This is a genomic window from Haloterrigena alkaliphila (genome assembly GCF_017352155.2).
GTDB classification, from domain to species: Archaea; Halobacteriota; Halobacteria; order Halobacteriales; family Natrialbaceae; genus Haloterrigena; species Haloterrigena alkaliphila.
The window spans coordinates 419856-443653 of the sequence record NZ_CP071462.1 but is presented as its reverse complement, the minus strand read 5'-3'; the positions used below and the strand labels follow the sequence as shown (position 1 = coordinate 443653).

Genomic DNA, 23798 nt, shown 5'->3' with positions numbered 1-23798 from the left:
ACGGCATCGCCGCCACAGGTCGGGATGTGATCCGCGGGGCTTCGCCCCGGTCGGGATTGAACCAGGAAACGCCCGCAGGTGATACACAATGGCAGAAAGCTTCTACTCCCACATCAAGGAAGCATGGAAGGACCCCGACGACGGCAAACTCGGGGAACTGCAGTGGCAGCGCAAGCAAGAGTGGCGCAAACAGGGCGCCATCGAGCGCATCGAGCGCCCGACCCGCCTCGACAAGGCGCGCGAACTCGGCTACAAGGCCAAACAGGGTATCGTCGTGACCCGGGTCTCGGTCCGCAAGGGGACCGCCCGGAAGCAGCGACACAAGGCCGGCCGGCGCTCGAAGCGCCAGGGCGTCAACCGCATCGGGCGACGCAAGAACATCCAGCGCATCGGCGAGGAGCGCGTCTCTCGGAAGTACCCCAACCTGCGGGTGCTCAACAGCTACTGGGTCGGTGAAGACGGCTCGCAGAAGTGGTTCGAAGTGATCCTCGTGGATCCGAACCACCCCGCGATCCAGAACGACGACGACCTCAACTGGATCTGCAGCGACGACCACACGAACCGCGCCTTCCGCGGCCTGACCAACGCGGGCAAGGCCAACCGCGGTCTCAACAACCGCGGCAAGGGCGCCGAGAAGGTCCGTCCGTCGAACAACGGCGACCGCGGCCGCGCGAAGTAACGACGACCGCGGGCGGTTGGCGGTTTCGCGCTGATCCGGATCGATTCCGACTTCGATTTTTCTCGACTCGAGTCGCGAGCGACAGCGCCGCGTCACGAGGTGCCGCAGGCGGGCGGTTTCGGCGGCGAACTCGCGGCCAAAATCGTCGACGGGCCGGTCTGGCACCTCGAAGAGGCGATCGAGCGCGTCCGCTCGGCGTACGCGCCGCGTTCGAGGCGTCGCCGGGCTGACGTTTATTTCGACGGCCGGCGTACCCGCTCCCATGGTGGACCACGTTCTCGTCCCCGTTGACGACTCGTCGCAGTCGACCGCCGCCCTCGAGTTCGCGTGCGAAGAGTATCCGGACGCCAGAATCACGGCGCTGCACGTGCTCGACCCGGGCGATTTCTACGCGGCGACAGGGACCGAAGGCGGCGCGATGGCGAACTACGACGACCTCCAGCAACACCACGAGGATCGAGCCGACAATCTGCTCGAGGAGGCCCGGGAGCGGGCCGCCGACTACGGGGTCGAGATCGAGACGGACCACGTCGTCGGCGGAATCTCGGGCTCGATCGTCGACTACGCGGCCGACAACGGGATCGATCACATCGTCGTCGGCAGTCACGGCCGAACGGGCGCGAGCCGAATCCTGCTTGGCAGCGTCGCGGAGAAGGTCGCCCGCCGCTCGCCGGTGCCGGTGACGATCGTTCGCTGACGCGCTCACGTCGACTCACTGTCTCGAGTCGGCTAGCGAGTGGCTCGTATAGCGGTCACGACGCGCAAGTGCAGCAGTGACGAGTCGCGTGGAGGACGTGACGACAGGTACGAGCGGTCCTCCGAGGAAAACAGCGCGACCGCTATCGATCCGTTAGCGGCCGAAAACCCGACGTTGCGTGCCTACGCGGAGATGGTCTGGCTCTCCCGTTCGGACTCCGAAGAGCGAATGTCCAGGTCGGCACGGAGCGCCTCGATGGCGTCCTCGGGGTCGGTCTCGGAGTCGAAGACGCGGTCGAACCCCATCTCGCGGAAGGACTGACGGGTTTCCTCGAAGTCGTCCTGCCCGACAGCGAGGTTGCCGCCGATGTAGGTCGTGACGTCCTCGAGACCGGCGTCGACGATGGTCTGGTGGAATCCCTGACAGTCCTGCTTGGCGTGACCGTAGAGCGAGGAAACGAGTACAGCCTCGGCGTCGTGAGCGTCGGCGGCTTCGACGAACTCTTCCTGCGAGGTCTGGACCCCGAGATTGACGACGTCGAACCCGGCCGCCTCAAACGCTTGTTCCAGGATGGTGATCCCGACGACGTGGGCGTCGGACCCGATCACGCCGAGGATGACTGTCTTCGTCATGTTCGTACCACCACAAACTGGGGGGAGCACCATAAACCTAATGATTAATAATGTGTTAGTCGTTCGCACGGTCCCCTGCTTGCGATCTGGGGTGTGAGTTACGGGCCGAACTACGATTCGGCGCCCTGCGAGCGGGCTCGAGGTGGAAACGCCGGGATATCGCTCGAGACGATGCCTCGAGGGACGGGAGCGATCCGATGAGTGTCGTGAGCGGCGATCAGTCGCCGTCGACGGGTATCGATGAAACTGGCGGTGGATTACAGTAGATCGCACTCGAGGACGGAATCTGCCGATAGAGTGCTCTATTCGGACGTATACCTAGTGAACGGATCCAATCAGACTTTCGTGAGCGCGCCGATCGGTGCGTCGGTGCGTTCGCGCGCGCGCTTGATGCCGTCCTCCCCCGCCGCGATCAGCGCGAAGACGCCGGCGACGTCCGCGTCGGCGGTCTCGACGATATCGAGCAGGAGTTCCTGAGTCTCCCCCGAGCGGATGAGGTCGTCGACGACCAGCACCGACTCCCCGGCGTCGATGGCCTGCTCGGGCAGGTAGTAGGTGAGTTCGATCCCCGACTGGAGGCGCTCGCGGGCCTCGATGAACTCCTCGACGGCGGTCTCCTTGCTCTTCTTCGCGTAGGCGCAGCGGATTCCGTAGTAGCTCGCGAGCGACGCGGCGAGCGTGATGCCGTCGGTCGCCGCAGTCAGGACCACGTCGGGGCGGTCGAACTCGAACCCGTTCGCGACGACCGGCGCGACGAGGTCGAGGAACGGCTGATCGAAGACCGCCGCGCTGTTGTCGACGTAGCCCTCGTCGTCGACGCGGATACGCGCCTCGAGTTCCTGGCCGAGCGCCTCGCGGCCCAGATCCTCGACGATTTCGCGCGCGCGATCGGTTCCCGGGAGGACGTGCCCGTTGACGTACCGGTTGAGGTCGCCCGCCGGCAGTCCCGTCGTTGCCGCGAGTTCGTCGTAGGTCCGCGTCTCCTTCAGCATCCGCAACACGTCGACGGCCCGCAACTGGAGGGCTGCCTTCTCGGCTCTGTTCATACCGAGATACTCACGGCTGTGCAACTATGAACACGTCGATGTCGGAAACGGGTATGAATACCCACGTGCGTGGGATCACGGATCGACGGCCGATCGACGACGTTCCCGCCAACCGGATCGAACGAAAGAGTGGAATTGACCGCGTTCGCCGTCGCAGAGGGAGATCGAGACCCGAACCGCCCCATCTCGGGGCTTCTGGACCTCGGGGCTCGGGCCTCCGGGTCTCGGGTCTCGGGACTCGAATCTCAGATCTCGGATCCCGGAACCGCCTCAGTCCTGAAGGAAGTCCGGTTGCGTTCGCTGCTCCTCGACCTCGCGCTCGAGATGGCTTCGGAACGCGTCGATCTCGACGTCGTACTCCTGGTCCTCGAAGCGGTCGCGGACCGAGATGTTGCCGTCTTCCTCCTCGTCGTCGCCGACGATGATCTGGTAGGGGACGCGGTCGTCGTGGGCCGCGCGGATCTTCCGCTCGAGCGTGCTGTCGCGGCCGTCGACCTCGACGCGGAACGCGTCGAACTCGTTGGCGACGCGGTGGGCGTAGCCGAGATTGTCGTCGGAGATGGGGAGCACGCGGACCTGCTCGGGCGCGAGCCACAGCGGGAACCGGCCCTCGTAGTGCTCGATGAGCATCATGAAGAACCGCTCGTAGCTGCCGTACAGCGCGCGGTGGATCATGACGGGGCGGTGTTCGTCGTTGTCCTCGCCCACGTAGGAGAGGTCGAAGCGCTCGGGCATGTTGAAGTCGAGCTGGACCGTGGGGCCGTCCCACGAGCGGCCGATGGCGTCCTCGAACGCGAAGTCGATCTTCGGGCCGTAGAAGGCGCCGTCGCCCTCCTCGAGGTCGTAGTCGAGGTTTCGCTTCTCGAGGACGTTCTCGAGTTGCTCCTCCGCCTCTTCCCAGATCTCGTCGCTACCGACCGACTTCTCCGGGCGCGTCGCGAGGGCCATCTCGTACTCGAGGTCGAACGTGTCGAGGACGTCCGTGATCATGTCCATGATCCCTTCGACCTCGCGCTCGATCTGATCGGGGCGGATGAACAGGTGGCCGTCGTCGATCGTGAAGGCCCAGACCCGCGAGAGCCCCGAGAGTTCGCCGCGCTGTTCCTTCCGGTAGACCTTCCCGTTCTCCGCGTAGCGGATCGGGAGGTCGCGGTAGCTCCAGGACTGATCCTGGAAGATGGCGGCGTGGCCGGGGCAGTTCATCGGCTTCAGGCCGAACTCGTCGTCGCCGACGTCGAAGATGAACATGTCGTCGGCGTAGTTCTCGTAGTGGCCCGAGCGGTGCCAGAGGTCCGTCTTGAAGACGTGGGGCGTCTCGACGTAGTCGTAGCCCGCGTCCTCGTTCAGGTTCTCGACGAAGTCCTCGAGTTCCTTCAGGACGGTCTTGCCCGGCGGGTGATACAGCGGCAGTCCGGGGCCGGTGACGTCCTGAATCGAGAACAGGTTCATCTCGTTGCCGATCTTCCGGTGGTCGCGCTCCTCGGCCGCCTCCTTGCGCTCGAGGAACGCCTCGAGGTCGCTCTCGTTCTCGAAGGCCGTGCCGTAGATGCGCGTCTGCATCGGGTTCTCCTCGTCGCCGCGCCAGTAGGCGCCCGCGATCTCGAGGAGTTTGACGACGCCGATCTCGCCCGTCGAGTCGACGTGGGGGCCGGCACAGAGGTCCTCCCACTCACCCTGTTTGTAGAAGCTCACGGTGTCGTTCTCGTCGGCGAACTCCTCGAGCAGTTCGAGCTTGTAGGGTTCGTCCGCCAGCCGCTTCTCGGCCTCCTCGATCGAGACGTCCTCGCGCTCGATCTCGTAGTCCTCGGCGACGATCTCTTCGATCTCCTCCTCGAGATCCGCGAGGTCCTCCTCGTCGATGTCGAGATTGTCGAAGTCGTAGTAGAAGCCCTCGTCCGTCGGCGGGCCGATCGCGAGTTTGACCTCGTCCTCGTCGTACAGTCGTTCGACCGCCTGTGCGAGGCAGTGCGACGCGGAGTGGCGCATGACGTCGAGGTACTCGTCGGACTGGTCCGTGACGATCTCGAGGTCGACGCCGTCGTAGACGGGCGCCTCCTTGGCGACGAGGTCGCCGTCGAGTTTGCCGGCGACCGTGTCGCGGCCGAGGCCGGGGCCGATCTCGTAGGCGCAGTCCTCGACCGTCGCGTCCGCGTCGACCTCGAGTTCGGAGCCGTCGGGCAGTACGACCGCTATCTGTTCCTGTGACTGGGAATCTGGTTCTGACATGGGTGGTGTAGCTGTGGGTAGTGCTGTGGCTGGTGCTGTGCTGGGAACTTCGGTGAGAAGTTCGGTCGGGGGTCCGCCGTGGCCGCTCGGCTGCGGGTCGGTTCCGACACAGCGAGCGGTAGGTGTGGGTTAGAAGCGGGCGAAAGCCCCTGTAAAGCGGACACCTACCATCGTGGATTCGGATTGTCTCGAGCGGGATAAAAGCCTTCTGATGGTGTGGCGGTCCGTCGGAATTGATCGATCGTCGTGGCGACGGTCTCTGGCCAGATCGGCTCGTTTCGTTCTCGCATCGGCGTGGACGGACCGATACTCGTTTTTCGCGCCCCGTCGAAGCCCCGGTATGACCGTCACTGCCGTGCTCTTCGACCTCGACGACACGCTGTATCCCTATGCCCCGTGCAAGGAAGCGGGGCTCGAGGCGGCTCGAACCGTCGCGCTCGACCTCGGCTACGAGTTCGATCGGGAGGGCTTCGACGCGTTCTACCGGTCGGGACGCCGGGAGGCCAAACGCGAACTCGCCGGGACGGCCGCGACCCACGAGCGGTTCATCTACTTCAAACGCGCGCTCGAGGAGCGGACCGGGGAACCCAGAGCCGGCGACGCGCTGGCGCTCGGCGAGGCGTTCTGGGAGGCCTACCTCGACGAGATGGAGCTCTTCCCGGGCGTCCGCGAGACCCTCGAGACGCTGCGCGAGAACGGCGTCGCGGTCGGTATCGTCACGAACCTCACGACGCGCATCCAACTGGAGAAGGTCGATCGACTCGGTCTCGAGGAGCACATCGATCTCCTGCTCACCTCCGAGGAAACCGGCCGGGAGAAGCCGGGCTCGGTCATGTTCTCGCTGGCCCTGTCGCGCCTCGAGTCCCGGCCGTCGGAGGCGGTGATGGTCGGCGACAATATCGAGACCGACGTCGTGGGCGCGAACGCGGTGGGCCTCGAGACGGTACTCTGGAACGCCGACGTCGACCCGGCGGACGAACCGCTCGCGGGCCGTCGACGCCCCGACCACAGGATAGATTCCTTCGGGGATCTAACGGAGGAGGTACTGTGATCCTCGAGTCCGAGCGGAGAGCGGTGGTCGATCACGCGCCGGACCTCGCCGCGCTGACGCCCGGCCGGACGGGTAATCTGAGCGTCCGCGATGGCAACACCGGCGACGCGTTCGCGGTGACGCCGACCGGCGTCCCCTACGACAGCTTCGACGCCGCGGACGTGCCGGTCGTCGGCGTCGACGGCGACCAGCGCGGCGGCGAGATGGCCCCGAGCAGCGAGGTGCCGATGCACGCCGCGATCTACCGGCGCGAGGACGTCGGCGCCATCGTCCACACTCACTCCCCGTGGTCGACGGCGATGGCGGTCGCTCACGAGCCGCTGCCGCCGATCCACTACATGATCGTCGCCGTCGGCAAGTCGGTCCCGGTCGCCGAGTACGCCCCCTACGGCACCGACGAACTGGCTGCGAACATCGTCTCGGCGATGGACGACGCCGACGCGACGGCGACGTTCATCGAGAACCACGGACTCGTGGTTACGGCGTCGGACATAGAGACCGCCCTCGAGAACACCCACCACGTCGAGAGCCTCGCGCGCCTGTACCTGCAGACGCGGGCAGCCGGGCTCGAGCCCGAGACGCTGTCGGACGCGCAGTTGGAGACGGTCCTCGAGAAGTTCGAGTCCTACGGGCAGTAACTCTCCACGATAGCGGAGCGACTCCGATCGGACCGTAGAAACGCGACCGCTTCTCCTCGCTGGCAGCCCTCACCTGTCGCACACATCGAGGCTCGTCGACATCGAAGAGTCACCGAAATGGATCCGAAGCGATCGCTCTCGCGGTCGAACTCGGTCTTCCGACCGCCAACCGTGTAGGGGTCGGCGCCGGTCGCACTCGGCGAGCGGACGGCTGATGGTCCGGGCCGACAACCGCGTTCACTTCAAGTGCGGACCTGTCCATCCGTGGACTCACCAAATTCGCCTGTAAATCAGGTATTAGTGAATGTATACTGATAGTGACGGTATCCGTTCGACCCGGTCTTCAGACGAAACGAGTGAGACCTCGCAGGAGCGTGTCCGAATCGATAGACGGAGTTTTCTCACGGTGGCCAGCGGTGCAACGGCGCTCGCTGCCGTAAGTTCGATCGCCGCTGGAGCCGACGGTTCCGAGACGGTCGGCTACGGCGGGGACGGATACGGTGCGGGCGGTTACGGTGGAGTCGACGACTCGGAACCAGTCGACGGAAGCGAACGGGAAGAATCGGTGGGCCCGGTGATCGATCGGCTCGAGCTTCGGGACCGAAGCAATCCGCAGTGGGCGCGCGTCGGTGTCGACTGGTCGGTCTCCCACTCCGACGAACTCCTCGCGGAAGTCGAGTCGGTGCTGACCGGTGACGGCTGGGGATCGATCTCCGAATCCACCGGAGTGAGCGGTTCGAACGCCGCGGGCGAACACGGTCATCGCGTTCGCAAGGGACACGGTGAACGCTACGAGGTCGAACTCACGGTCACCGATACGAACGGCAATACGGCGACGGAGACGGCGACGATCGATCTCTGATCGAGCGACCGGAGAGCGCGTCGGCGAGCACTCAGTCCCGGTCCGCTAACAACTCGCTCGCGGTCACCAGCGCCTCCATCTCCACGCCGGCGTCCTCGACGTTCTCGCGGCCGCCCTCCTCGCGGTCGACGACGACCAGCGCGCGATCGACGGTCGCGCCCGCTTCCCGGAGCGCCTCGACGGCCTCGACGAGGCTCGTCCCCGTCGTCACGATGTCCTCGACGACGACGACCTCCTCGCCCTCCTCGAGGCGGCCCTCGATCAGGTTCCCGGTGCCGTACTCCTTGCGCTGCTTGCGCGCGATGACGTAGGGAACGCCGGCGGCGACGCTGGTGGCCGCCGCGAGGGGAACGCCGCCGAGGGCGACGCCGCCGAGTTTGTCGTCGGCCTCGAGTCGCTCGGCGAAGGCCGCGGCGATGGCCTCGAGACAGTCCGGGTCGGTCTCGAAGAGGTACTTGTCGACGTAGTACTCGCTGGTACCGCCGTGGGAGAGTTCGAACTCGCCGAACTTGACGGCCTCCGCCTCGCGCAGGGCTGCGATGAGTGCCTCGTTCGTCATTGCTCGAAGGGCCGCACCGAACCGAAATAAGCGGTGTGGAACGGACCCGTCGGGCGAGCGCTCCGGAGTGCCGATGCGTACACCTTTTTATTCTGTCACTGAGTGGCCTGTGGCATGCCACCGTCACGCGCACCCGAACCCCACCCGGAGGTCGAACCGCTCCTCGAGTTGCTCGACTCGCCGGACGCGCCCGATCTGCACGAACTGCCGGTCGAGGAGGCGCGCGAACTCCTCGAGGGAATGTTCGCCGCCGAGGGCGACCCGATCGCCGTCGAGTCGGTCGAAGACCGAACGATCGACGGCCCGGGCGGGGACCTCCCGGTCCGCATCTACCAGCCCGCGGGCGAGACCCCGCGGCCGACGATCCTCTTTTTCCACGGGGGCGGCTTCGTCCTCGGGAGCGTCGACGCCTACGACAAGACGTGTCGGAAACTCGCCGCCGAGACCGGCTACACCGTCGCCAGCCTCGAGTACCGGTTGGCGCCCGAGCACCCGTTCCCGGCCGCTCTCGAGGACTGTTACGCCGCGCTGGAGTGGGCCGCCGACGAAATCGAGACGCTGGGCGGCGACCGCGGTCGCATCGTCCTCGCGGGCGACAGCGCCGGCGGCAACCTCGCGGCGGCGACGGCCCTGCGCTCGCGGGACCGTGGCGGCCCCGAAATCGCCCACCAGGTACTGTTCTACCCCATCACCGGCGACGTCACCGAGACCGAGGCCTACGAGGAGAACGGCGAGGGCTACTTCCTCGAGCGGGACGGGATGGCGTGGTTCGAGGACTGTTACTTCGATCGCGAGGTAGACAAAGGGAACGTCTACGCCCGCCCGCGACTGGCGGCCGACCTCTCGAGGCTGCCGCCCGCGACGGTCGTCACCGCCGGCTTCGACCCGCTGCGGGACGACGGCGCGGCCTACGCCGAGCGCCTCGAGGCCGCCGGCGTCCCGGTCTCGCACCACCACTACGAGGACATGATCCACGGCTTCGTCAGCATGGTCGAGGGCTCGGTCGACCTCACGCGCGCCCACGAGGCCTACGACGCGGTGGCCGACGACCTCGAGGCCGCCCTCGAGTAAGCCCAGCGGGCCGTAACGCCAGTCTCGTGAACCGATCGCGAGCGCACCGGAACCGACCGCGAGGCACCGGAACCGACTGAGAGCACGCCGCGCCTGCCGATGCGGATACCTTTTTGTTCCCGACGATGAGAGTACCGTACTATGACACCAACTCGCGCACCCGAACCCCATCCGGAGGTCACGCAGTTCCTCGAGGTCTACGAGTCGCTGGACTCTCCCTCGTTCGACGAGGTGTCGGCCCAGGAGGCCCGCGAGATGCTCGAGGAGTTGCGCGCCGGCGGCAAGCCGGCGGTCGAGGTGGCGTCGGTCGAGGACCGGACGATCGACGGCCCGAACGGCGAGATACCGATCCGGATCTACGAGCCCGGTACTACAGGCGAGGACGGGGCGGACGACAGCGGCGCCGAACCCGCTTCCGACCGGCCGCTCCTCCTCTACTTCCACGGCGGCGGCTGGGTCGTCGGCAGCGTCGAGACCCACGACGACACCTGCCGGAAACTCGCCGCCGACTCCGGTTACCCCGTCGTCAGCGTCGACTACGGCCTCGCGCCCGAACACCCGTTCCCCGAGGACCTCGAGGACTGCTACGCCGCCCTCGAGTGGGCCGCCGAGGCGGCGCCCGACCTGAACGCCGACCCGGAGCGACTCGTCGTCGCCGGCGACAGCGCCGGCGGCAACCTCGCGGCCGGAGTGACGCTGCTCGCTCGCGACGAGGACGGTCCGGAGATCGCCCACCAGTTGCTGATCTACCCCAGCACGGGCGACGTGACCGCGACCGACGCCTACGAGGAGAACGGCGAGGGCTACTTCCTCACCACGGACGACATGCAGTGGTTCCGGGACCACCGCTTCGAGCGCGAGCTCGATCAGGGGAACGTCTACGCGATGCCCCGGCGCGCTCGCGACCTCTCGGGGCTGCCGCCGGCGACGGTGATCACCGCCGGGTTCGACCCGCTGCGGGACGACGGCGCGGCCTACGCCGACCGCCTCGAGGCCGACGGCGTCCCGGTCACCCACTACCACTACGACGACGTGATCCACGGCTTCTTCGGGATGTTTTCCGACCCGGTGAACCTCGAGCGCGCCCACGAGGCCTACGAGGACGCCGTTCGGGATCTGCGGCAATCGCTCGAATGAGACTGGTGTTTTGAGACCGGTTTCGCAATCTGAGTGTCCTTGTACTGAGTGACTGGGACGTGCGGTTCGAGGGGGATGAGGTCGAAAACGCGCGTTCTGCTATCGTGGCAACAGGGAATCGCCACGTCCTCCCCAACCGATTCGCTCGCACGCTATCGTCGGCGCCCTCGCTATCGCTCGAGACGCCGACAGCGCGCGCCACCGCAACGCCGGATGGTTAGGCTACGTGGTCTGTAGAGCGACTCTGTTGACCGGCCGTTCGCGGTCCCAACCCAAAAAGCATCTAACGACAGCTATCCGTCCATACTGCATGGACGTTTCTATCGTCGGCAGCGGCTACGTCGGGACGACGATCGCCGCCTGCCTCGCGGATATCGGCCACGACGTTGTAAACATCGAGATCGACGAGGAGATCGTGGCGACGATCAACGCCGGCGAGGCGCCGATCCACGAGGCGGGCCTCGAGGAGCGCATCGCCGAACACGCGGGCACGAGTCTTCGCGCGACCACGGACTACGACGAGGTCCGCGAGACCGACGTCACCTTCCTCTGTCTCCCGACGCCACAGGCCGACGACGGCAGCCTCGATCTGGCGATCATGCGGGCCGGCGCCGAATCGCTCGGCCGCGCGCTCGCCGAAAAGGACGGCGACCACCTCGTCGTCGTCAAGAGCACGGTTTTGCCCGGGACTACCGAGGAGGTCGTCGGCCCGATCCTCGAGGACGAATCCGGCCGCCAGATCGGCGACGGACTCGAACTCGCGATGAACCCCGAGTTCCTGCGGATGAGCACGGCCGTCGCGGACTTCCTCGAGCCGGACAAGGTCGTGATCGGCGCCTCGAGCGACGGGGCCGCCCAGACGCTGCGCGAGCTTTATTCGCCGATTCTCGAGGGCAAGCAGACGGATCTCGTCGAGACTGATATCCGGGAGGCCGAACTCATCAAGTACGCGAACAACGCCTTCCTCGCGTCGAAGGTCTCGCTGGTCAACGACCTCGGCAACATCTCGAAGGAGTACGGCGCGGACGCCTACGAGGTGCTCGACGCGGTCGGCTTAGACGACCGCATCTCAGAGCGATTCATGCGCTCGGGGCTGGGCTGGGGCGGCTCCTGCTTCCCGAAGGACGTCAACGCCCTGCGGGCCGGCGCCCGGGAACAGGGGTACGACCCCGAACTACTGGACGCGGCCGTCTCGGTCAACGACGAGCAACCCCGCCGGCTCGTCGCCCTGCTCGCCGAGCACGTCCCGCTCGAGGGCGCGCGCATCGCGGTGCTGGGCCTCTCGTTCAAGCCCGGCACCGACGACGTGCGCAAGTCCCGCGCGCTCGACGTGATCGAGCACCTGCGCGAGCGTGGTGCCGACGTCGTCGCCTACGACCCGGTCGCCGTCGAGAACGTCCGCCCGGACTATCCCGAGATCGAGTACGCCGACTCGGCCGACGAGGCGCTCGCGGGCGCCGACGGCGCAGTAGTCGCGACCGACTGGCCCGAGTTCGACGACCTCGCGTTCGACGGGATGGCCCGCCGGGTGCTGGTCGACGGCCGCCGGATCGACGTCGATCGGGAGGCCCTCGAGATCTACGAGGGGCTCACCTGGTAGCATGGATGACTGTCGCTCGAGCCGGAATGGCACTAATAAGCCCGGCAATGGTGTATCAGTACCCTTTTGCGCCGTCGCGGGGGAATGAATGGCGATGCAAGATGACGCGGTTCGCGCGGACGCGAAGATCTCCGGCGGCGACGGTGAGGTCATCGCCATGAGCCGCGACACGCAGGAGATCGCAGCCGACGAGGTCTGCGTGCTCATTCCGACCCTCGACGAGGCGGCCACGATCGGCGACGTCATCGACGGCTTTCACGAGGCGGGGTACACCAACGTGCTCGTCGCCGACGGCGACTCGACCGACGAGACCCGCGAGATCGCCCGCGACCGCGGCGCCCACGTCTTCGTCCAGTCCGGCGATGGGAAGGGACAGGCCGTCCGCGAGGCCCTCGAGTACGTCCAGGTTCCCTACGTGCTGATGGTCGACGGCGACGGCACGTACGATCCCGCCGACGCCGAGACGATGCTCGAACCCCTCTCGCGGGGCTACGAGCACGTGATCGGCAACCGATTCGCGAACATGGACGACGACGCCATGAAGTCGCTGAACGGCTTCGGAAACCGGATGATCAACCGCTCGTTCCGGTTCATTCACGGCGCCGACTACGACGACATCCTCTCCGGCTACCGCGCCTTTACGGTCGAGTCGTTCGACCGCATCTCGATCGATTCGGACGGCTTCACGCTCGAGACGGAACTCGCCGTCGAATGCGTCAAACACGGCGTCGACACGGCCGTCGTCCCGGTCAGTTACACCGCCCGGCCCGAGGAGTCCGAGACCAACCTCCACCCGGTCAGAGACGGCGGGACGATTCTGCTCGCGCTGTACTCGCTGGCCAAGACGAACAACCCGCTGTTCTACTTCGGGAGCTTCGGCATCGGCGGCATCGCCACCGGCGGCGCCGTCGCGTCGTACGTCCTCTGGGAGTGGATTCAGTACCAGCAAGGCCACGAGATCATGGCGCTGGTCTCGGCGGCCGCGATCCTGCTCGGCGTCCAGTTGCTCATGTTCGGCGTCCTCTCGGACATGCTCCTCTCCCTGCACCGGGAACAGCGGCGCCGTCTCGAGCAGATCGCCGGCAGAAACCGAGAGCGAGACGACGACGGAACGTAGTCAGAACGGCAGCATCGAGCGAACCTGCTGGAAGACGCCGCCGGAGTGGTTCCGGCGGTACTCCTCGAACGGTTCGTGGAGCGCGTTGAGCAGTTCCTGCCGGGACCGGAACTCCGCGGTCTCGACCGTCGCGAGTATTTCGCCCAGCGCGACGTCGTCACCGTGGACGTTGTAGGGGATTCGTTCGTGACCGAGCTCGGCTTCGACGTCGGCTTTCGTCGCCGGGAACGAGAGGTCGGCGTCTCTCAGCCGAGCGTCGACGGCGGCGATGCCGAACTCGATGCTCTCCGGTTCGTCGTCGTCTCCGCCCGAGGGTGGCCGGACTCCCATACGTACCAGTAGCGCGTCCGATAGCAAAACCGCTACGAAGACTGTCGGGGAGCGGGCCGTGAAACCGCGGCGGACTCACGCCGTTGGAACGCTACCGAGTTATGCCGTCGAAACGCCATCGAGTCGCGCTGTCGACACGCCTTTGACGACGGCGACGGAGTATCGCGTATGACCGAGTACACCACGGTTTCGATCCCGAAGGATCTCGCCGACCGCGTCGACGAGACGATCGAGGGAACCAGTTTCCAGAGCACGAGCGATCTCGTGCGGTTTCTGCTCCGCAGCATCGTCATCCAGCACCAGAAGGAGGGCGAACTCACCGAAGCCGAGTTCGAGGAGATCACCGAGCAGTTGCGCGGACTGGGCTACCTCGAGTGAGGGTTTTCAGCTTCGAGCGGCCTAGTGAGACGTGGAGGTCGAGTCTATGCCACACGTTCCCGACTTCCCAACGCCGTCGGACGACGACGACGAGCGCGAGTCGAAGCGCGGCGGCATCGTCGACAGAATAATCGACGACGGTAACTGCCCGACCGTCGGGGTCGACGCGCTCCCGGGCGCGACGCCGGTCCGGTGACGTCGGCCCTGACGCGCGGCCGTTTTTCTACTGCGATCGGTCGGACAGCGACTGGTCGGGCGGCTGGGCGTCGACGACCTCGAGCGGTTGGCGCTCGCCGGACCGGTCGAAGGCGGCGAAGGTCCGTTCGCCGAGTTCCCACGGGGGAACGGCGACGAAGATCACCTGTGCGAGGTCGTCCCGTTTGGTCACCTCGAGTTCCCGGACGGGATGGGAGACGAACTGCCCCTGAGCCTGTCGGGCGGGCGTTGAGAGGTCGACGCCGAAGACGGCGTTGACGGGGTTGTCGGGATCGGGCAGGAAGAAGTCCGTGAAGACGGGCGTCTCGGCCGGGATTTCGGTCGCGCTGCCCTCGAGATCGCCCGCGGACGTGATCGAGACGCCGGTCGTCACGCGATCCGGATCCGCGTCGCTGGCCAGATCCAGCAGCACGTCGACGAGCGCGCGCGTGATGTAGACCACATCTCCCGTAAGCACCGATAGTAGTTAGTTGTGTGCCCGCTCGGCCGCGGGGCTCGGTTCGGGCGGGACGCGTCTGCTCGCGACGAGGACCGACTCCCGCCTCAAACGGGAAGCAACTGCCACGCCATTCTCGCGTACGCCTGCGGGGCGCGCCGCCGCGAGTTCTCGAGCGCGTCCTCGAGGGCGCCCGCCGCGTCCGTCTCGATACCGGACCCGTGCCCGACGCGGATCCGTTCGGGGGCGAACCCGCCCAGTTCCTCCCGCGGCGGCGTGAGCCGCCGCATCGGGTGGACCCCGAGGCGTTCGCGCCCGGCGCGGAAGAAGTCGGCCGTGCCGACAGACTCGGGGACGACGAGCGTTCCGTTCTCGGAATCGTAGAGGGCGACCTCCTTCCAGAAGCGGTTGTCGACCACCGTGTGGGCCTCGAGTCCGGTGTCCGAGAGTTCGTCGGAGAAGCGCGCCACCGGGGCCTCGATCTCGTCCGTGACGCCCTCGAAGATTCGCGGGAGGTAGACCGGAACGTTGTGCCGGTCCGCGATCGCCTCGGCGTCGCGGGTGTGGCGGTCGAGCAGGACGACGACGCCGGTCACGTCGCCGAACTCGGCGAGCAGGTCGTCGAGTCCGTCGGCGTCGACGGGATCGACCACCCAGACCTCGCCGTCGATCGCGAGGGCGTGGCTCGCTCGCTGCATCTCCTCGTCGGGATGGGCGATCCAGCCGACGCCGCCGTCGAAGCGGTCGATCTCCCGAAACTCGGTCGCGGACTCGTCGATACGGAAGGACATACCCCGTGAGTACGACCGCGGCGGGTAAAAGCGTAGGCGACGCTTCTATACCGCTGTTCGGTGTACGTCCCACCATGCTCACCGGCCTGTCCTGGCTCGCGCTCGAGGTCAAGTACCTCGAGCCGGCGCGGTCGTTCTACGAGGAGACGCTGGCGCTGTCCCTGCGCGAGCGGCGGGCGGACGAACTCGCGTTCGCCGCGGGCGAGACGGATCTCGTCCTCCGGCGACCCGAGGCCGTCCCGCGGGGCGGACTGCACACCCACTACGCGTTCTCGATCCCCGACGCGGAGTACGACGAGTGGTGGGACCGACTGAGCGCCGACTACGACCTCGAGGAGGTCGCGTTCGGCTCCGCGAAGTCGCTGTACCTGTACGACCCCGACGGCAACTGCGTCGAACTCGGCCAGCAGGGCGTCGACGGCCCCGGCATCGACGGCATCTTCGAGGTCGTCCTCGAGGTCGAGGACCTCGAGCGCGCCGAGGCGTTCTACACCGAACTCGGATTCGAGACGGTCGACGTGGGTGACGAGCGCAAACGAGTTCGGATGAACGGCCCGATGGCGCTGGAACTCTGGGAGCCCCACCTCGGTATCGCGGACGCCCGCGGCGGCGTCCACGTCGATCTGGGGTTCGAGACCAGCGAACCGACCGGCGCGCTCGAGGCGGTCAGCGACCGCGTCAGCCGCGTCGATCGCGTTGCGGACGAGGAGGTCGTCGTCCGCGATCCGGACGGCCACGTCCTGACGTTCACGACGTAGGGGCCGTTGCCACGCGAGACGTACCGATGTGCGGTGGCGCGCGCTGGCGACGCGCCTGAGCACTGCGAAGGCGCGTCGGTGAGTACGTGCGAGGGATGAGCGAGCGGGACGAGGGGTGAACGCAGTGAACCCCTCGGAGAGCGAGTGAATCGGTTGGGGAGGGCGTGGCGATTCCCTGTTGCCAGTGCAAGTCGCTCGCTCGAGTGTACGAGTTCTCCGGGCGTAACTCTCGATATCGTCGTTCCGTCTCGAGACCTGCTTTCCTCACGCGTTCGGTCGATCGGGCGAATCCCTGCCCAGCGCAAGCCCGCGCTTTATCGATTCCAACGCTGTCCCACCAGATGGATCACCCATGAGCATCGACTCAACCGAAGACCTCTTCGTATCCGGACTCAAGCACGCGTATTACACCGAACAACGACTCCTCGACGCCCTCGAGGAACTCGAGCAGAGCTCCTCGAGCGAGGAGCTCAAGAGCGGCTTCGCCGAGCACCGCGAGGAGACGGAGACCCAGGTCGAGCGCATCGAGCAGGTGTTCGACCAGCTCGACGCCGAGCCCGAAGCGGAGGAAGACCCCATCGTGGAGGCGATGATCCAGGCCCACGAGGAGTTCATGGATCAGGACCCCAGCGACGAGGCCATCGATCGGTTCAACATCGCGGCCGGCCAGAAGTCCGAACACTACGAGATCGCCACCTACGGCAACCTCATCCCGATGGCCGATCAGCTCGGGATGGACGACGTCGCAGACACGTTAGAGGAGACGCTGCGCGAGGAGCAGGACGAACTCGAGACGCTCTCGGAGAAGGGCGAGCAGTTCGACTACGGCGAACTCGAGGCCTCGGACTAGCGACGAGCGCGGACCCGCGGCGCGGAGCAGCCCCACGCAATCGGCTTCTTTCTCGCGGCGTACCGTCGGTTTCCGAGGCCTACAGTCGATCCGTACTCACGTCGACGCCCGGCGGCGTCACGAGCAGGAAGCCCCGGAAGTGGACGAGGTTACCCCCCGATTCCTTGATGTCGCGGGCGAACCCGGCCGCCAGTTCGTTGACGTCGCCCTCGACGTTGAGGACGAGGACGTTTCCCTTCGAGATGGCCTCGAGCCACTCGCCGTCGGGCGTCGTTCCGTCGAGGGTGCCGAGCACGATGCTCCCCTCGATCTCGAGTTCGTCGTCGATGTGTTCCTCGACGGTTCGAAGGTCGAGGTCGAAGTCGCTCATACGAGGGGGCTCGAACTGCGGCGAGAAAAACGTTCGCCTCCGAACTTTTGCTCTGCGGGCGCGCCTTCGGCGCGCCCTCGGCAAAACTTCGATGAAAAGCCTGCGTCACCCCCTCAGCCGCGCCGATGGCGCGGCCTCGAGGGTTCCTCGGCCCGCTCGCTCCCTTCGGTCGCTCGCGGTCTTCGACCGTCTACGATCGTCCGCGGCGGCGATCGAGTCGAACCGATCAGTCCATGGGGAACTCCTTCTGGAACCCGCGGAACTCGGTGTGGTGGGCCTCCTCGTCGGTGAGGATCGTCACCGCCACGTCCTCCGTGACGGGGTCGTTCGCCTCGTCGGCGGCGTCGACCAGCGATCGGTAGGTCTCGATCGCGCCCTCTTCGGCCTCGAGGACGCCCTCGATGACCGACTGGACGTCGGTGGTGTCTTCGGGGGGCTGGAGGCTGTGCTGTTTGGCCTCGAACTGCTCGGAGCCGGGCGGCGCCTCGTCGAGTTGCTTCAGGCGCTCCCCGAGCAGCCGCGCGTGGTCGAGTTCCTCCTGGATGTCCTCCTCGAGGCTCTCCTTGACCTCCTCGGCGTGGATGCCGTCGAGGACGATCGCGTTCGAGAGGTAGTTCATTACGGTCTCGAGTTCGTCGTTGTAGGCCTCCGTCAGGAGGTCCGTAATCTCGTCGGTCGTCATGCCGCTCGATCTACCACGGCGACGGATAAAATCTTGACACGCGCGCCTGCGTGATTCATTTCCGTCCCGGCGTCTCGCGTTCCGTCGCCGTTCGCCATCGGCGTCCGTGAACGCGACGCCCCGATTACGCCCTCGGTCGTCCGAGACGACGCCTCCTCGGCCCTCTCAGGGTTGCTCCGGCGGGACCGCCGTTCAGCGCGGGGTGCGAAATAGTTGGACGAATGTCCGGTATCGCCCCCCAGATAATCGATGGTTTCGTTTCAGCACCCCGCTCCGAGACGTAATCCCGACCGAACGTCTACTCGCCGAGTGCGCGCCAGCGATGGTGGCCGGTCACCGCCTGATATTCGGGACGATTCGGATGTCGCTCGCGGGCGACGCGCCTCGAGCGTAGTATGATAATAGGACATATGGTGACGTATTAGGGCGTTGGTGTCGTACGGTTTTCCGATCGCTGACGATAGTATGAGTTGTAGTAGCATGACTCGCCCCGTAGCCTCAGCGTTAGGTTTATATACTTCGTCGCCCGTCGGATTCAGACACAATGTCTTCACAAGACAACCCGTCCTCTGACACCAGTCAGGGGGGTCGAGTTCTTCCAGGGCACGTTAGATTCCACTGACGAAATAGAGTCAGCACGTGTCTTCGATACGACGCTCCGGGACGGTGAACAGTCGCCCGGAACGTCGTTCTCCTACGACGACAAACGGCAGATCGCGTCCATTCTGGACGAGATGGGAACCCACGTTATCGAGGCCGGGTTCCCGGTCAACTCGGACGCGGAGTTCGAAGCCGTTCGTGATATCGCGTCATCGACCTCGACGACGACCTGCGGGTTAGCCCGCGTCGTCGACGCGGACATCGAGGCCGCACTGGATTCCGGCGTCGAAATGGTGCACACGTTCGTCAGCACCAGCGACGTTCAGATCGAGGACTCCATGCACGCGACGCGGGACGAAGTCGTACAGCGCGCAGTCGAATCGGTCGAACGCGTCGTCGAGACGGGAACTACCTGCATGTTCTCGCCGATGGACGCGACGCGAACCGACGAGCCGTTCCTGATGGAGATCATCGAGGCCGTCAGCGAGGTCGGCGTCGACTGGATCAACATCCCGGACACGTGTGGCGTCGCCACCCCGACCCGGTTCAAGGCCATGATCGAGAAGGTCTGTGCCCACACCGACGCGCGGGTCGACGTCCACACCCACGACGACTTCGGACTGGCCACCGCCAACGCGCTGGCCGGTATCGAGGCGGGCGCCGACCAGGCGCAGGTCTCGGTCAACTCGATCGGCGAGCGCGCCGGTAACGCCGCCTACGAGGAGTACGTGATGGCCGTCGAGTCGCTCTACCAGTGCGACACGGGCATCGACACGACGCGCATCACCGAACTCTCGAACGTCGTCGAAGAGAAGAGCGGCATGGGGACGCCGGGCAACAAGCCCGTCGTCGGCGACAACGCGTTCTCCCACGAGAGCGGCATCCACGCCGCGGGCATCATCGAGAACTCCGATACCTTCGAACCCGGCGTCATGACTCCGGAGATGGTCGGTGCCGAGCGCCGACTCGTCATGGGGAAACACACCGGGACCCACTCGGTCCGCGAGCGCCTGCACGAGCTCGGCTTCGAGCCGACCGACGAGCAGGTCACGGCGGTCACCCGCCGCGTCAAGGACTACGGGGCCGAGAAGCGCCGCGTCACCGTCGACGACCTCGAGCGCTTCGCGGAGGAGGCTGACATCGAACGTCAGTCCGAAACGGAGGAGGTGCGCGTCTGAGGGATGGCCGCCTCGTTTGCCACCGCCCGCGAGCCCCTGCTGTCGCGCTCGAGCGATTCGAATCGCAACACTTGCACGACCCGTGAGACTCGCAACCATTATGTCCCTCGAGGGTCCTACGTCATCAGTAATGACGGTCCGCGCTTCGCTGTCGGCTCGCAACTCGGCCGACACCAGCGCGTTCGCTTCGATTCGTATTGTAGGGGCGCTCTCGCCCCCTCTCTAGTACCTCGTAGCTCCGGACCGAAATTCGTCGCATCGTTTTCACAGCGACAGCACATCCAGCAGATGACACACCACTCTACACCCAGCGCGACCGACACACGCCGCCACGCGGCGGGAGGCAATCGATGAGCGAACGCGCAGCAAAGGTCACACCGGCGGACGAAGAACAGGACGACGACCAGATCACGGACAGTGCGGCCCCGGACGCGGCCAAGGAGCTCGACGCCGACACCGAGTCGACGCCGACCGAGCAGGCCGAACCCGTCACGAACGGCGCCGAGGCCGTCGTCCGCGCGCTCGAGAACGCGGGCGTCGAGTACGCTTTCGGCGTGCAGGGCGGGGCGATCATGCCCGTCTACGACGCGCTCTACGATTCGGACATTCGCCACGTGACGATGGCCCACGAGCAAGGCGCGGCCCACGCGGCCGACGCCTACGGCATCGTCTCGGGCGAACCGGGTATCTGTCTGGCGACGTCGGGGCCGGGCGCGACCAACCTCGTCACGGGACTGGCGGACGCCGACATGGACTCGGACCCGCTGGTCGCGCTGACGGGGCAGGTCCCGACGGAGTTCGTCGGCAACGACGCCTTCCAGGAGACCGATACGACGGGCGTCACGACCCCGATCACGAAGAACAACACCTTCGCGAGCGACTCGGACCGCGTCGGGAGCGACGTCAGCGAGGCGTTCGCGCTGGCCGGCGAGGGCCGTCCGGGGCCGACGCTGGTCGACCTCCCCAAGGACGTCACCAAGGGCGAGACCGACCGCGAGCCGGACGCGCCGAAGACGCCCGACACCTATCGGGTGCAGGAACGCGCGGACGAGGAACTCGTCGCGGCCGCGGCCGAGCGGATCGAGAACGCCGCGAAGCCCGCGATGCTACTCGGCGGCGGCGTCATCAAGGGCGAGGCCAGCGAGGCCTGCCGCGAGTTCGCGATCGAACACGAGATCCCGGTGATCACCACGATGCCCGGCATCGGCGCGTTCCCCGAGGACCACGAGCTATCGCTCGAGATGGCGGGGATGCACGGCACCGGCTACGCCAACATGGCGATCACCCACTGCGACACGCTGATCGGGATCGGCACGCGGTTCGACGACCGCCTGACCGGCGGCATCGAGACCTTCGCGCCCGACGCGGAACTGATCCACGTCGACATCGATCCCGCGGAGATCTCGAAGAACATCCACGCGGACTACCCGCTGGTCGGTGACGCCGAGACGGTCGTCGAGCAACTGCGCGAGGCGGTCGACTCCTCGCCGGAAGCGACCAAGTGGCGCGCCCAGTGCCAGCAGTGGAAGTCCGACTACTCGATGGCCTACGATGCGCCCGAGGACGGTCCCGTTCAGCCGGAGTTCGTCGTCGAGGCGCTCGACGAGGCGACCGACGACGACACCATCGTCACCACCGGCGTCGGCCAACACCAGATGTGGGCCTGCCAGTACTGGACGTTCACCGAGCCCCGCACGTGGGTCTCGAGTCACGGCCTCGGGACGATGGGGTACGGACTCCCCGCGGCGATCGGCGCCCGTCTCGCGGCCGACGACGATCAGGACGTCGTCTGTATCGACGGCGACGGCTCGTTCCTGATGACGATGCAGGGGCTCTCGGTCGCGGTCCGCGAGGAGCTCGACATCACGGTCGCCGTGCTCAACAACGAGTACATCGGCATGGTCCGACAGTGGCAGGACGCCTTCTTCGAGGGCCGACACGCCGCGTCGGAGTACAACTGGATGCCCGAATTCGACAAACTCGCGGAGGCGTTCGGCGCGGCCGGCTTCCGCATCGACGAGTACGACGAGGTCGCCGACACCATCGCGGACGCGATCGCCTACGACGGCCCGTCCGTGATCGACGTCCACATCGATCCCGACGCCAACGTCTACCCGATGGTTCCGAGCGGCGGCGACAACGGCCAGTTCGCACTGGCGGAGGACCAGCTATGAAACGGGGATTAGACGGCCCGGCTCCGGAGGAGCGACCGACCCCCGCGGGTCGACGCAACAAGCAGGGCATTCGCATCGACCCCGAGGTCGAAGCGACCCACCTGCCCCGGCGCACCGTCATCTCCGCGCTGGTCGAGCACGAACCCGGCGTGCTTTCGGACGTCTCGGGGCTGTTCTCGAGGCGCCAGTTCAACATCGAGAGCCTGACCGTCGGGCCGACGAAAGACGACGACCGCGCGCGGATCACGGTCGTCGTCGAGGAGCCCGACCCGGGCATTGACCAGATCAAGAAACAACTGCGAAAGCTCGTCCCGGTGATCTCGGCGCGCGAACTCGAGCCCGACGCGATGCAACGCGAACTGGCGTTGATCAAAGTCGAGGCCGACGACCCGGCACAGGTCAACGCCGTCGCCGACATGTACGACGCGAAGACCGTCGACTCGAGTCCCGAAACCGCAACGTTCGAGATCACGGGCGCCCGCCAGAAGATCGAGGCCGCGATCGAGACGTTCGGCCAGTTCGGGATCCGCGAAATCTCACGAACCGGGGCGACGGCGCTAGCGCGGGGCACCGACGAGACGGCGGCGCCCGTGAGCGCGACGGAATCGGCCGCCGACGAGGCGAACCAGCAGGAAATTCCAGCAGACGATGACTGACGAATTCACCACCGACATTTACTACGACGACGACGCAGACGTATCGACGCTCGACGACGAGACCGTGGCCGTGCTGGGCTACGGGAGCCAGGGCCACGCCCACGCGCTGAACCTGAACGACAGCGGCGTGGACGTGGTCGTCGGCCTCCGCGAGGGATCGTCCTCGCGCTCGGCCGCCGAAGCCGACGGGCTGACGGTCGAGACGCCCGCCGACGCGGTCGCACAGGCTTCCTACGTCTCCGTGCTGGTGCCCGACACCGTGCAGGCGGACGTCTACGAGAACGCCATCGCGCCGAACCTCGAGGCCGGCGACACGCTGCAGTTCGCCCACGGGCTGAACATCCACTACAACCAGATCGAGCCGCCGGAAGACGTCGACGTGACGATGGTCGCGCCCAAGAGTCCGGGTCACCTCGTCCGCCGGAACTACGAGAACGACGAGGGGACGCCGGGGCTGCTCGCGGTCTATCAGGACACTACGGGCGAGGCGTCCGAACGCGCGCTCGCCTACGCGAAGGGGATCGGCTGCACTCGAGCGGGTGTCATCGAGACGACGTTCCAGGAGGAGGTCGAATCCGACCTCTTCGGCGAGCAGGCCGTCCTCTGTGGCGGCGTCACCTCGCTGGTCAAGCACGGCTACGAGACGCTGGTCGACGCCGGTTACTCGCCGGAGATCGCCTACTTCGAGTGCCTGAACGAACTCAAACTGATCGTCGACCTGATGTACGAGGGCGGCCACGCCGAGATGTGGGATTCCGTGAGCGACACCGCCGAGTACGGCGGCCTCTCCCGGGGCGACCGCATCGTCGACGAGAACGTTCGCGAGAACATGGAGGAGACGCTCGAGGAGATTCAAAACGGCGAGTTCACCCGCGAGTGGATCCTCGAGAACCAGGCGGGTCGACCGAGCTACAACCAGCTCCGGGAAGCGGAGAAGAACCACGAGATCGAACAGGTCGGCGAGCGCCTGCGCGACCTGTTCGCGTGGGCCGACGACGAAGCGGAGACCGAAGACGAAGACGAGTCCGTCCAGGTGCAGGCGGACGACTGAGACCGAGCACCCG

At 66.3% G+C, this 23798-nt stretch carries 26 protein-coding genes; 17 read left to right on the top strand and 9 right to left on the bottom strand.

Going from position 1 to position 23798, the window contains the following annotated elements; all coding sequences use genetic code 11:
• The first annotated feature begins 88 nt into the window (after window positions 1–88).
• Both J0X25_RS20975 and J0X25_RS20970 read left to right on the top strand, forming a co-directional pair.
• Complete coding sequence (locus tag J0X25_RS20975; RefSeq protein ID WP_207289393.1) at window positions 89–679, top strand: 50S ribosomal protein L15e; 591 nt, start codon at window positions 89–91, stop codon at window positions 677–679.
• Between the two features lie 262 nt (window positions 680–941).
• Window positions 942–1376, top strand: coding sequence for a universal stress protein (locus tag J0X25_RS20970; protein WP_207289392.1), 435 nt, complete (start codon window positions 942–944; stop codon window positions 1374–1376).
• 182 nt (window positions 1377–1558) lie between these two features.
• Here J0X25_RS20970 and glmS read toward each other — a convergent pair whose 3' ends face one another.
• From glmS to thrS, 3 genes are all read right to left on the bottom strand, one after another.
• Window positions 1559–2008, bottom strand: coding sequence for a methylaspartate mutase subunit S (glmS, locus tag J0X25_RS20965; protein ID WP_207289391.1), 450 nt, complete (start codon window positions 2006–2008; stop codon window positions 1559–1561).
• A gap of 335 nt (window positions 2009–2343) precedes the next feature.
• On the bottom strand, window positions 2344–3054 hold the full coding sequence (locus J0X25_RS20960; protein WP_207289390.1) for a phosphoribosyltransferase family protein: 711 nt from the start codon (window positions 3052–3054) through the stop codon (window positions 2344–2346).
• A gap of 270 nt (window positions 3055–3324) precedes the next feature.
• Window positions 3325–5280 (bottom strand): threonine--tRNA ligase, encoded by a 1956-nt coding sequence (gene thrS / locus J0X25_RS20955; RefSeq protein ID WP_207289389.1) that lies wholly within the window; start codon window positions 5278–5280, stop codon window positions 3325–3327.
• Between the two features lie 340 nt (window positions 5281–5620).
• On the opposite strand from thrS, the gene J0X25_RS20950 reads away from it, so the two are divergent.
• From J0X25_RS20950 to J0X25_RS20940, 3 genes are all read left to right on the top strand, one after another.
• Entirely contained in the window at window positions 5621–6331 is a 711-nt protein-coding gene (locus J0X25_RS20950; protein WP_207289388.1) for a ribulose-1,5-bisphosphate 5-phosphatase, read from the top strand.
• Window positions 6328–6969 (top strand): ribulose-1-phosphate aldolase, encoded by a 642-nt coding sequence (locus tag J0X25_RS20945; protein ID WP_207289387.1) that lies wholly within the window; start codon window positions 6328–6330, stop codon window positions 6967–6969. Before J0X25_RS20950 ends, J0X25_RS20945 begins: the two co-directional genes overlap by 4 nt.
• A gap of 406 nt (window positions 6970–7375) precedes the next feature.
• Window positions 7376–7831, top strand: a complete 456-nt coding sequence (locus tag J0X25_RS20940) for a hypothetical protein (RefSeq protein ID WP_207289386.1) — start codon at window positions 7376–7378, stop codon at window positions 7829–7831.
• Between the two features lie 31 nt (window positions 7832–7862).
• On the opposite strand, the gene pyrE is transcribed toward J0X25_RS20940, so the two are convergent.
• Complete coding sequence (pyrE, locus tag J0X25_RS20935; RefSeq protein WP_207289385.1) at window positions 7863–8390, bottom strand: orotate phosphoribosyltransferase; 528 nt, start codon at window positions 8388–8390, stop codon at window positions 7863–7865.
• A 114-nt stretch (window positions 8391–8504) separates the two neighbouring features.
• Between pyrE and J0X25_RS20930 the strand changes: the two genes are divergently transcribed.
• The 4 genes from J0X25_RS20930 to aglJ all read left to right on the top strand — a co-directional run bounded on the left by J0X25_RS20930 (window position 8505) and on the right by aglJ (window position 13315).
• Window positions 8505–9461 (top strand): alpha/beta hydrolase, encoded by a 957-nt coding sequence (locus J0X25_RS20930; protein WP_207289384.1) that lies wholly within the window; start codon window positions 8505–8507, stop codon window positions 9459–9461.
• Between the two features lie 141 nt (window positions 9462–9602).
• On the top strand, window positions 9603–10598 hold the full coding sequence (locus tag J0X25_RS20925; protein ID WP_207289383.1) for an alpha/beta hydrolase: 996 nt from the start codon (window positions 9603–9605) through the stop codon (window positions 10596–10598).
• Between the two features lie 310 nt (window positions 10599–10908).
• Complete coding sequence (aglM, locus tag J0X25_RS20920) at window positions 10909–12198, top strand: UDP-glucose 6-dehydrogenase AglM (protein WP_207289382.1); 1290 nt, start codon at window positions 10909–10911, stop codon at window positions 12196–12198.
• 94 nt (window positions 12199–12292) lie between these two features.
• Entirely contained in the window at window positions 12293–13315 is a 1023-nt protein-coding gene (aglJ, locus tag J0X25_RS20915; RefSeq protein ID WP_207289381.1) for an S-layer glycoprotein N-glycosyltransferase AglJ, read from the top strand.
• On the opposite strand, the gene J0X25_RS20910 is transcribed toward aglJ, so the two are convergent.
• Entirely contained in the window at window positions 13316–13645 is a 330-nt protein-coding gene (locus J0X25_RS20910) for a DUF5789 family protein (RefSeq protein ID WP_207289380.1), read from the bottom strand. It abuts the gene before it with no gap.
• Window positions 13646–13813: 168 nt separating this feature from the next.
• Between J0X25_RS20910 and J0X25_RS20905 the strand changes: the two genes are divergently transcribed.
• Together J0X25_RS20905 and J0X25_RS20900 are read left to right on the top strand one after the other, a co-directional pair.
• Window positions 13814–14023 (top strand): ribbon-helix-helix domain-containing protein, encoded by a 210-nt coding sequence (locus tag J0X25_RS20905; RefSeq protein WP_207289379.1) that lies wholly within the window; start codon window positions 13814–13816, stop codon window positions 14021–14023.
• A gap of 31 nt (window positions 14024–14054) precedes the next feature.
• Window positions 14055–14219 carry a hypothetical protein gene (locus tag J0X25_RS20900; protein ID WP_226776984.1) on the top strand — a complete coding sequence of 55 codons (165 nt, stop codon included), beginning with the start codon at window positions 14055–14057 and terminating at the stop codon, window positions 14217–14219.
• Window positions 14220–14246: 27 nt separating this feature from the next.
• Here J0X25_RS20900 and J0X25_RS20895 read toward each other — a convergent pair whose 3' ends face one another.
• Window positions 14247–14681, bottom strand: coding sequence for a JAB/MPN domain protein-containing protein (locus tag J0X25_RS20895; protein WP_207289377.1), 435 nt, complete (start codon window positions 14679–14681; stop codon window positions 14247–14249).
• A gap of 101 nt (window positions 14682–14782) precedes the next feature.
• Window positions 14783–15466 carry a hypothetical protein gene (locus tag J0X25_RS20890; protein WP_207289376.1) on the bottom strand — a complete coding sequence of 228 codons (684 nt, stop codon included), beginning with the start codon at window positions 15464–15466 and terminating at the stop codon, window positions 14783–14785.
• 74 nt (window positions 15467–15540) lie between these two features.
• Between J0X25_RS20890 and J0X25_RS20885 the strand changes: the two genes are divergently transcribed.
• Together J0X25_RS20885 and J0X25_RS20880 are read left to right on the top strand one after the other, a co-directional pair.
• Entirely contained in the window at window positions 15541–16224 is a 684-nt protein-coding gene (locus tag J0X25_RS20885; protein ID WP_207289375.1) for a VOC family protein, read from the top strand.
• A 352-nt stretch (window positions 16225–16576) separates the two neighbouring features.
• The gene (locus J0X25_RS20880) at window positions 16577–17074 is read left to right on the top strand and encodes a YciE/YciF ferroxidase family protein (protein ID WP_207289374.1); all 498 of its coding nucleotides are present in this window, start codon (window positions 16577–16579) and stop codon (window positions 17072–17074) included.
• Window positions 17075–17153: 79 nt separating this feature from the next.
• On the opposite strand, the gene J0X25_RS20875 is transcribed toward J0X25_RS20880, so the two are convergent.
• Entirely contained in the window at window positions 17154–17444 is a 291-nt protein-coding gene (locus J0X25_RS20875) for a DUF5779 family protein (RefSeq protein WP_207289373.1), read from the bottom strand.
• Window positions 17445–17670: 226 nt separating this feature from the next.
• On the bottom strand, window positions 17671–18126 hold the full coding sequence (locus J0X25_RS20870) for a ferritin-like domain-containing protein (RefSeq protein ID WP_207289372.1): 456 nt from the start codon (window positions 18124–18126) through the stop codon (window positions 17671–17673).
• Between the two features lie 533 nt (window positions 18127–18659).
• Here J0X25_RS20870 and J0X25_RS20865 point away from each other — a divergent pair.
• From J0X25_RS20865 to ilvC, 4 genes are all read left to right on the top strand, one after another.
• Entirely contained in the window at window positions 18660–19904 is a 1245-nt protein-coding gene (locus tag J0X25_RS20865; RefSeq protein ID WP_425600936.1) for a LeuA family protein, read from the top strand.
• A 350-nt stretch (window positions 19905–20254) separates the two neighbouring features.
• Window positions 20255–22078 carry a biosynthetic-type acetolactate synthase large subunit gene (ilvB, locus tag J0X25_RS20860; RefSeq protein ID WP_207289371.1) on the top strand — a complete coding sequence of 608 codons (1824 nt, stop codon included), beginning with the start codon at window positions 20255–20257 and terminating at the stop codon, window positions 22076–22078.
• On the top strand, window positions 22075–22734 hold the full coding sequence (gene ilvN / locus J0X25_RS20855) for an acetolactate synthase small subunit (RefSeq protein ID WP_207289370.1): 660 nt from the start codon (window positions 22075–22077) through the stop codon (window positions 22732–22734). The genes ilvB and ilvN overlap by 4 nt, the downstream gene beginning before the upstream one ends.
• Window positions 22727–23785 (top strand): ketol-acid reductoisomerase, encoded by a 1059-nt coding sequence (ilvC, locus tag J0X25_RS20850; RefSeq protein WP_207289369.1) that lies wholly within the window; start codon window positions 22727–22729, stop codon window positions 23783–23785. Before ilvN ends, ilvC begins: the two co-directional genes overlap by 8 nt.
• Window positions 23786–23798: the final 13 nt, after the last annotated feature.

Bases quoted from the DNA above. Each gene is read 5' to 3' on its own strand.
- J0X25_RS20975 (WP_207289393.1), top strand. From the start codon at position 89: ATGGCAGAAAGCTTCTACTCCCACATCAAGGAAGCATGGAAGGACCCC.
- J0X25_RS20970 (WP_207289392.1), top strand. From the start codon at position 942: ATGGTGGACCACGTTCTCGTCCCCGTTGACGACTCGTCGCAGTCGACC.
- glmS (WP_207289391.1), bottom strand. From the start codon at position 2,008: ATGACGAAGACAGTCATCCTCGGCGTGATCGGGTCCGACGCCCACGTC.
- J0X25_RS20960 (WP_207289390.1), bottom strand. From the start codon at position 3,054: ATGAACAGAGCCGAGAAGGCAGCCCTCCAGTTGCGGGCCGTCGACGTG.
- thrS (WP_207289389.1), bottom strand. From the start codon at position 5,280: ATGTCAGAACCAGATTCCCAGTCACAGGAACAGATAGCGGTCGTACTG.
- J0X25_RS20950 (WP_207289388.1), top strand. From the start codon at position 5,621: ATGACCGTCACTGCCGTGCTCTTCGACCTCGACGACACGCTGTATCCC.
- pyrE (WP_207289385.1), bottom strand. From the start codon at position 8,390: ATGACGAACGAGGCACTCATCGCAGCCCTGCGCGAGGCGGAGGCCGTC.
- J0X25_RS20930 (WP_207289384.1), top strand. From the start codon at position 8,505: ATGCCACCGTCACGCGCACCCGAACCCCACCCGGAGGTCGAACCGCTC.
- J0X25_RS20925 (WP_207289383.1), top strand. From the start codon at position 9,603: ATGACACCAACTCGCGCACCCGAACCCCATCCGGAGGTCACGCAGTTC.
- aglM (WP_207289382.1), top strand. From the start codon at position 10,909: ATGGACGTTTCTATCGTCGGCAGCGGCTACGTCGGGACGACGATCGCC.
- aglJ (WP_207289381.1), top strand. From the start codon at position 12,293: ATGCAAGATGACGCGGTTCGCGCGGACGCGAAGATCTCCGGCGGCGAC.
- J0X25_RS20910 (WP_207289380.1), bottom strand. From the start codon at position 13,645: ATGGGAGTCCGGCCACCCTCGGGCGGAGACGACGACGAACCGGAGAGC.
- J0X25_RS20905 (WP_207289379.1), top strand. From the start codon at position 13,814: ATGACCGAGTACACCACGGTTTCGATCCCGAAGGATCTCGCCGACCGC.
- J0X25_RS20890 (WP_207289376.1), bottom strand. From the start codon at position 15,466: ATGTCCTTCCGTATCGACGAGTCCGCGACCGAGTTTCGGGAGATCGAC.
- J0X25_RS20885 (WP_207289375.1), top strand. From the start codon at position 15,541: ATGCTCACCGGCCTGTCCTGGCTCGCGCTCGAGGTCAAGTACCTCGAG.
- J0X25_RS20880 (WP_207289374.1), top strand. From the start codon at position 16,577: ATGAGCATCGACTCAACCGAAGACCTCTTCGTATCCGGACTCAAGCAC.
- J0X25_RS20875 (WP_207289373.1), bottom strand. From the start codon at position 17,444: ATGAGCGACTTCGACCTCGACCTTCGAACCGTCGAGGAACACATCGAC.
- J0X25_RS20870 (WP_207289372.1), bottom strand. From the start codon at position 18,126: ATGACGACCGACGAGATTACGGACCTCCTGACGGAGGCCTACAACGAC.
- ilvB (WP_207289371.1), top strand. From the start codon at position 20,255: ATGAGCGAACGCGCAGCAAAGGTCACACCGGCGGACGAAGAACAGGAC.
- ilvN (WP_207289370.1), top strand. From the start codon at position 22,075: ATGAAACGGGGATTAGACGGCCCGGCTCCGGAGGAGCGACCGACCCCC.
- ilvC (WP_207289369.1), top strand. From the start codon at position 22,727: ATGACTGACGAATTCACCACCGACATTTACTACGACGACGACGCAGAC.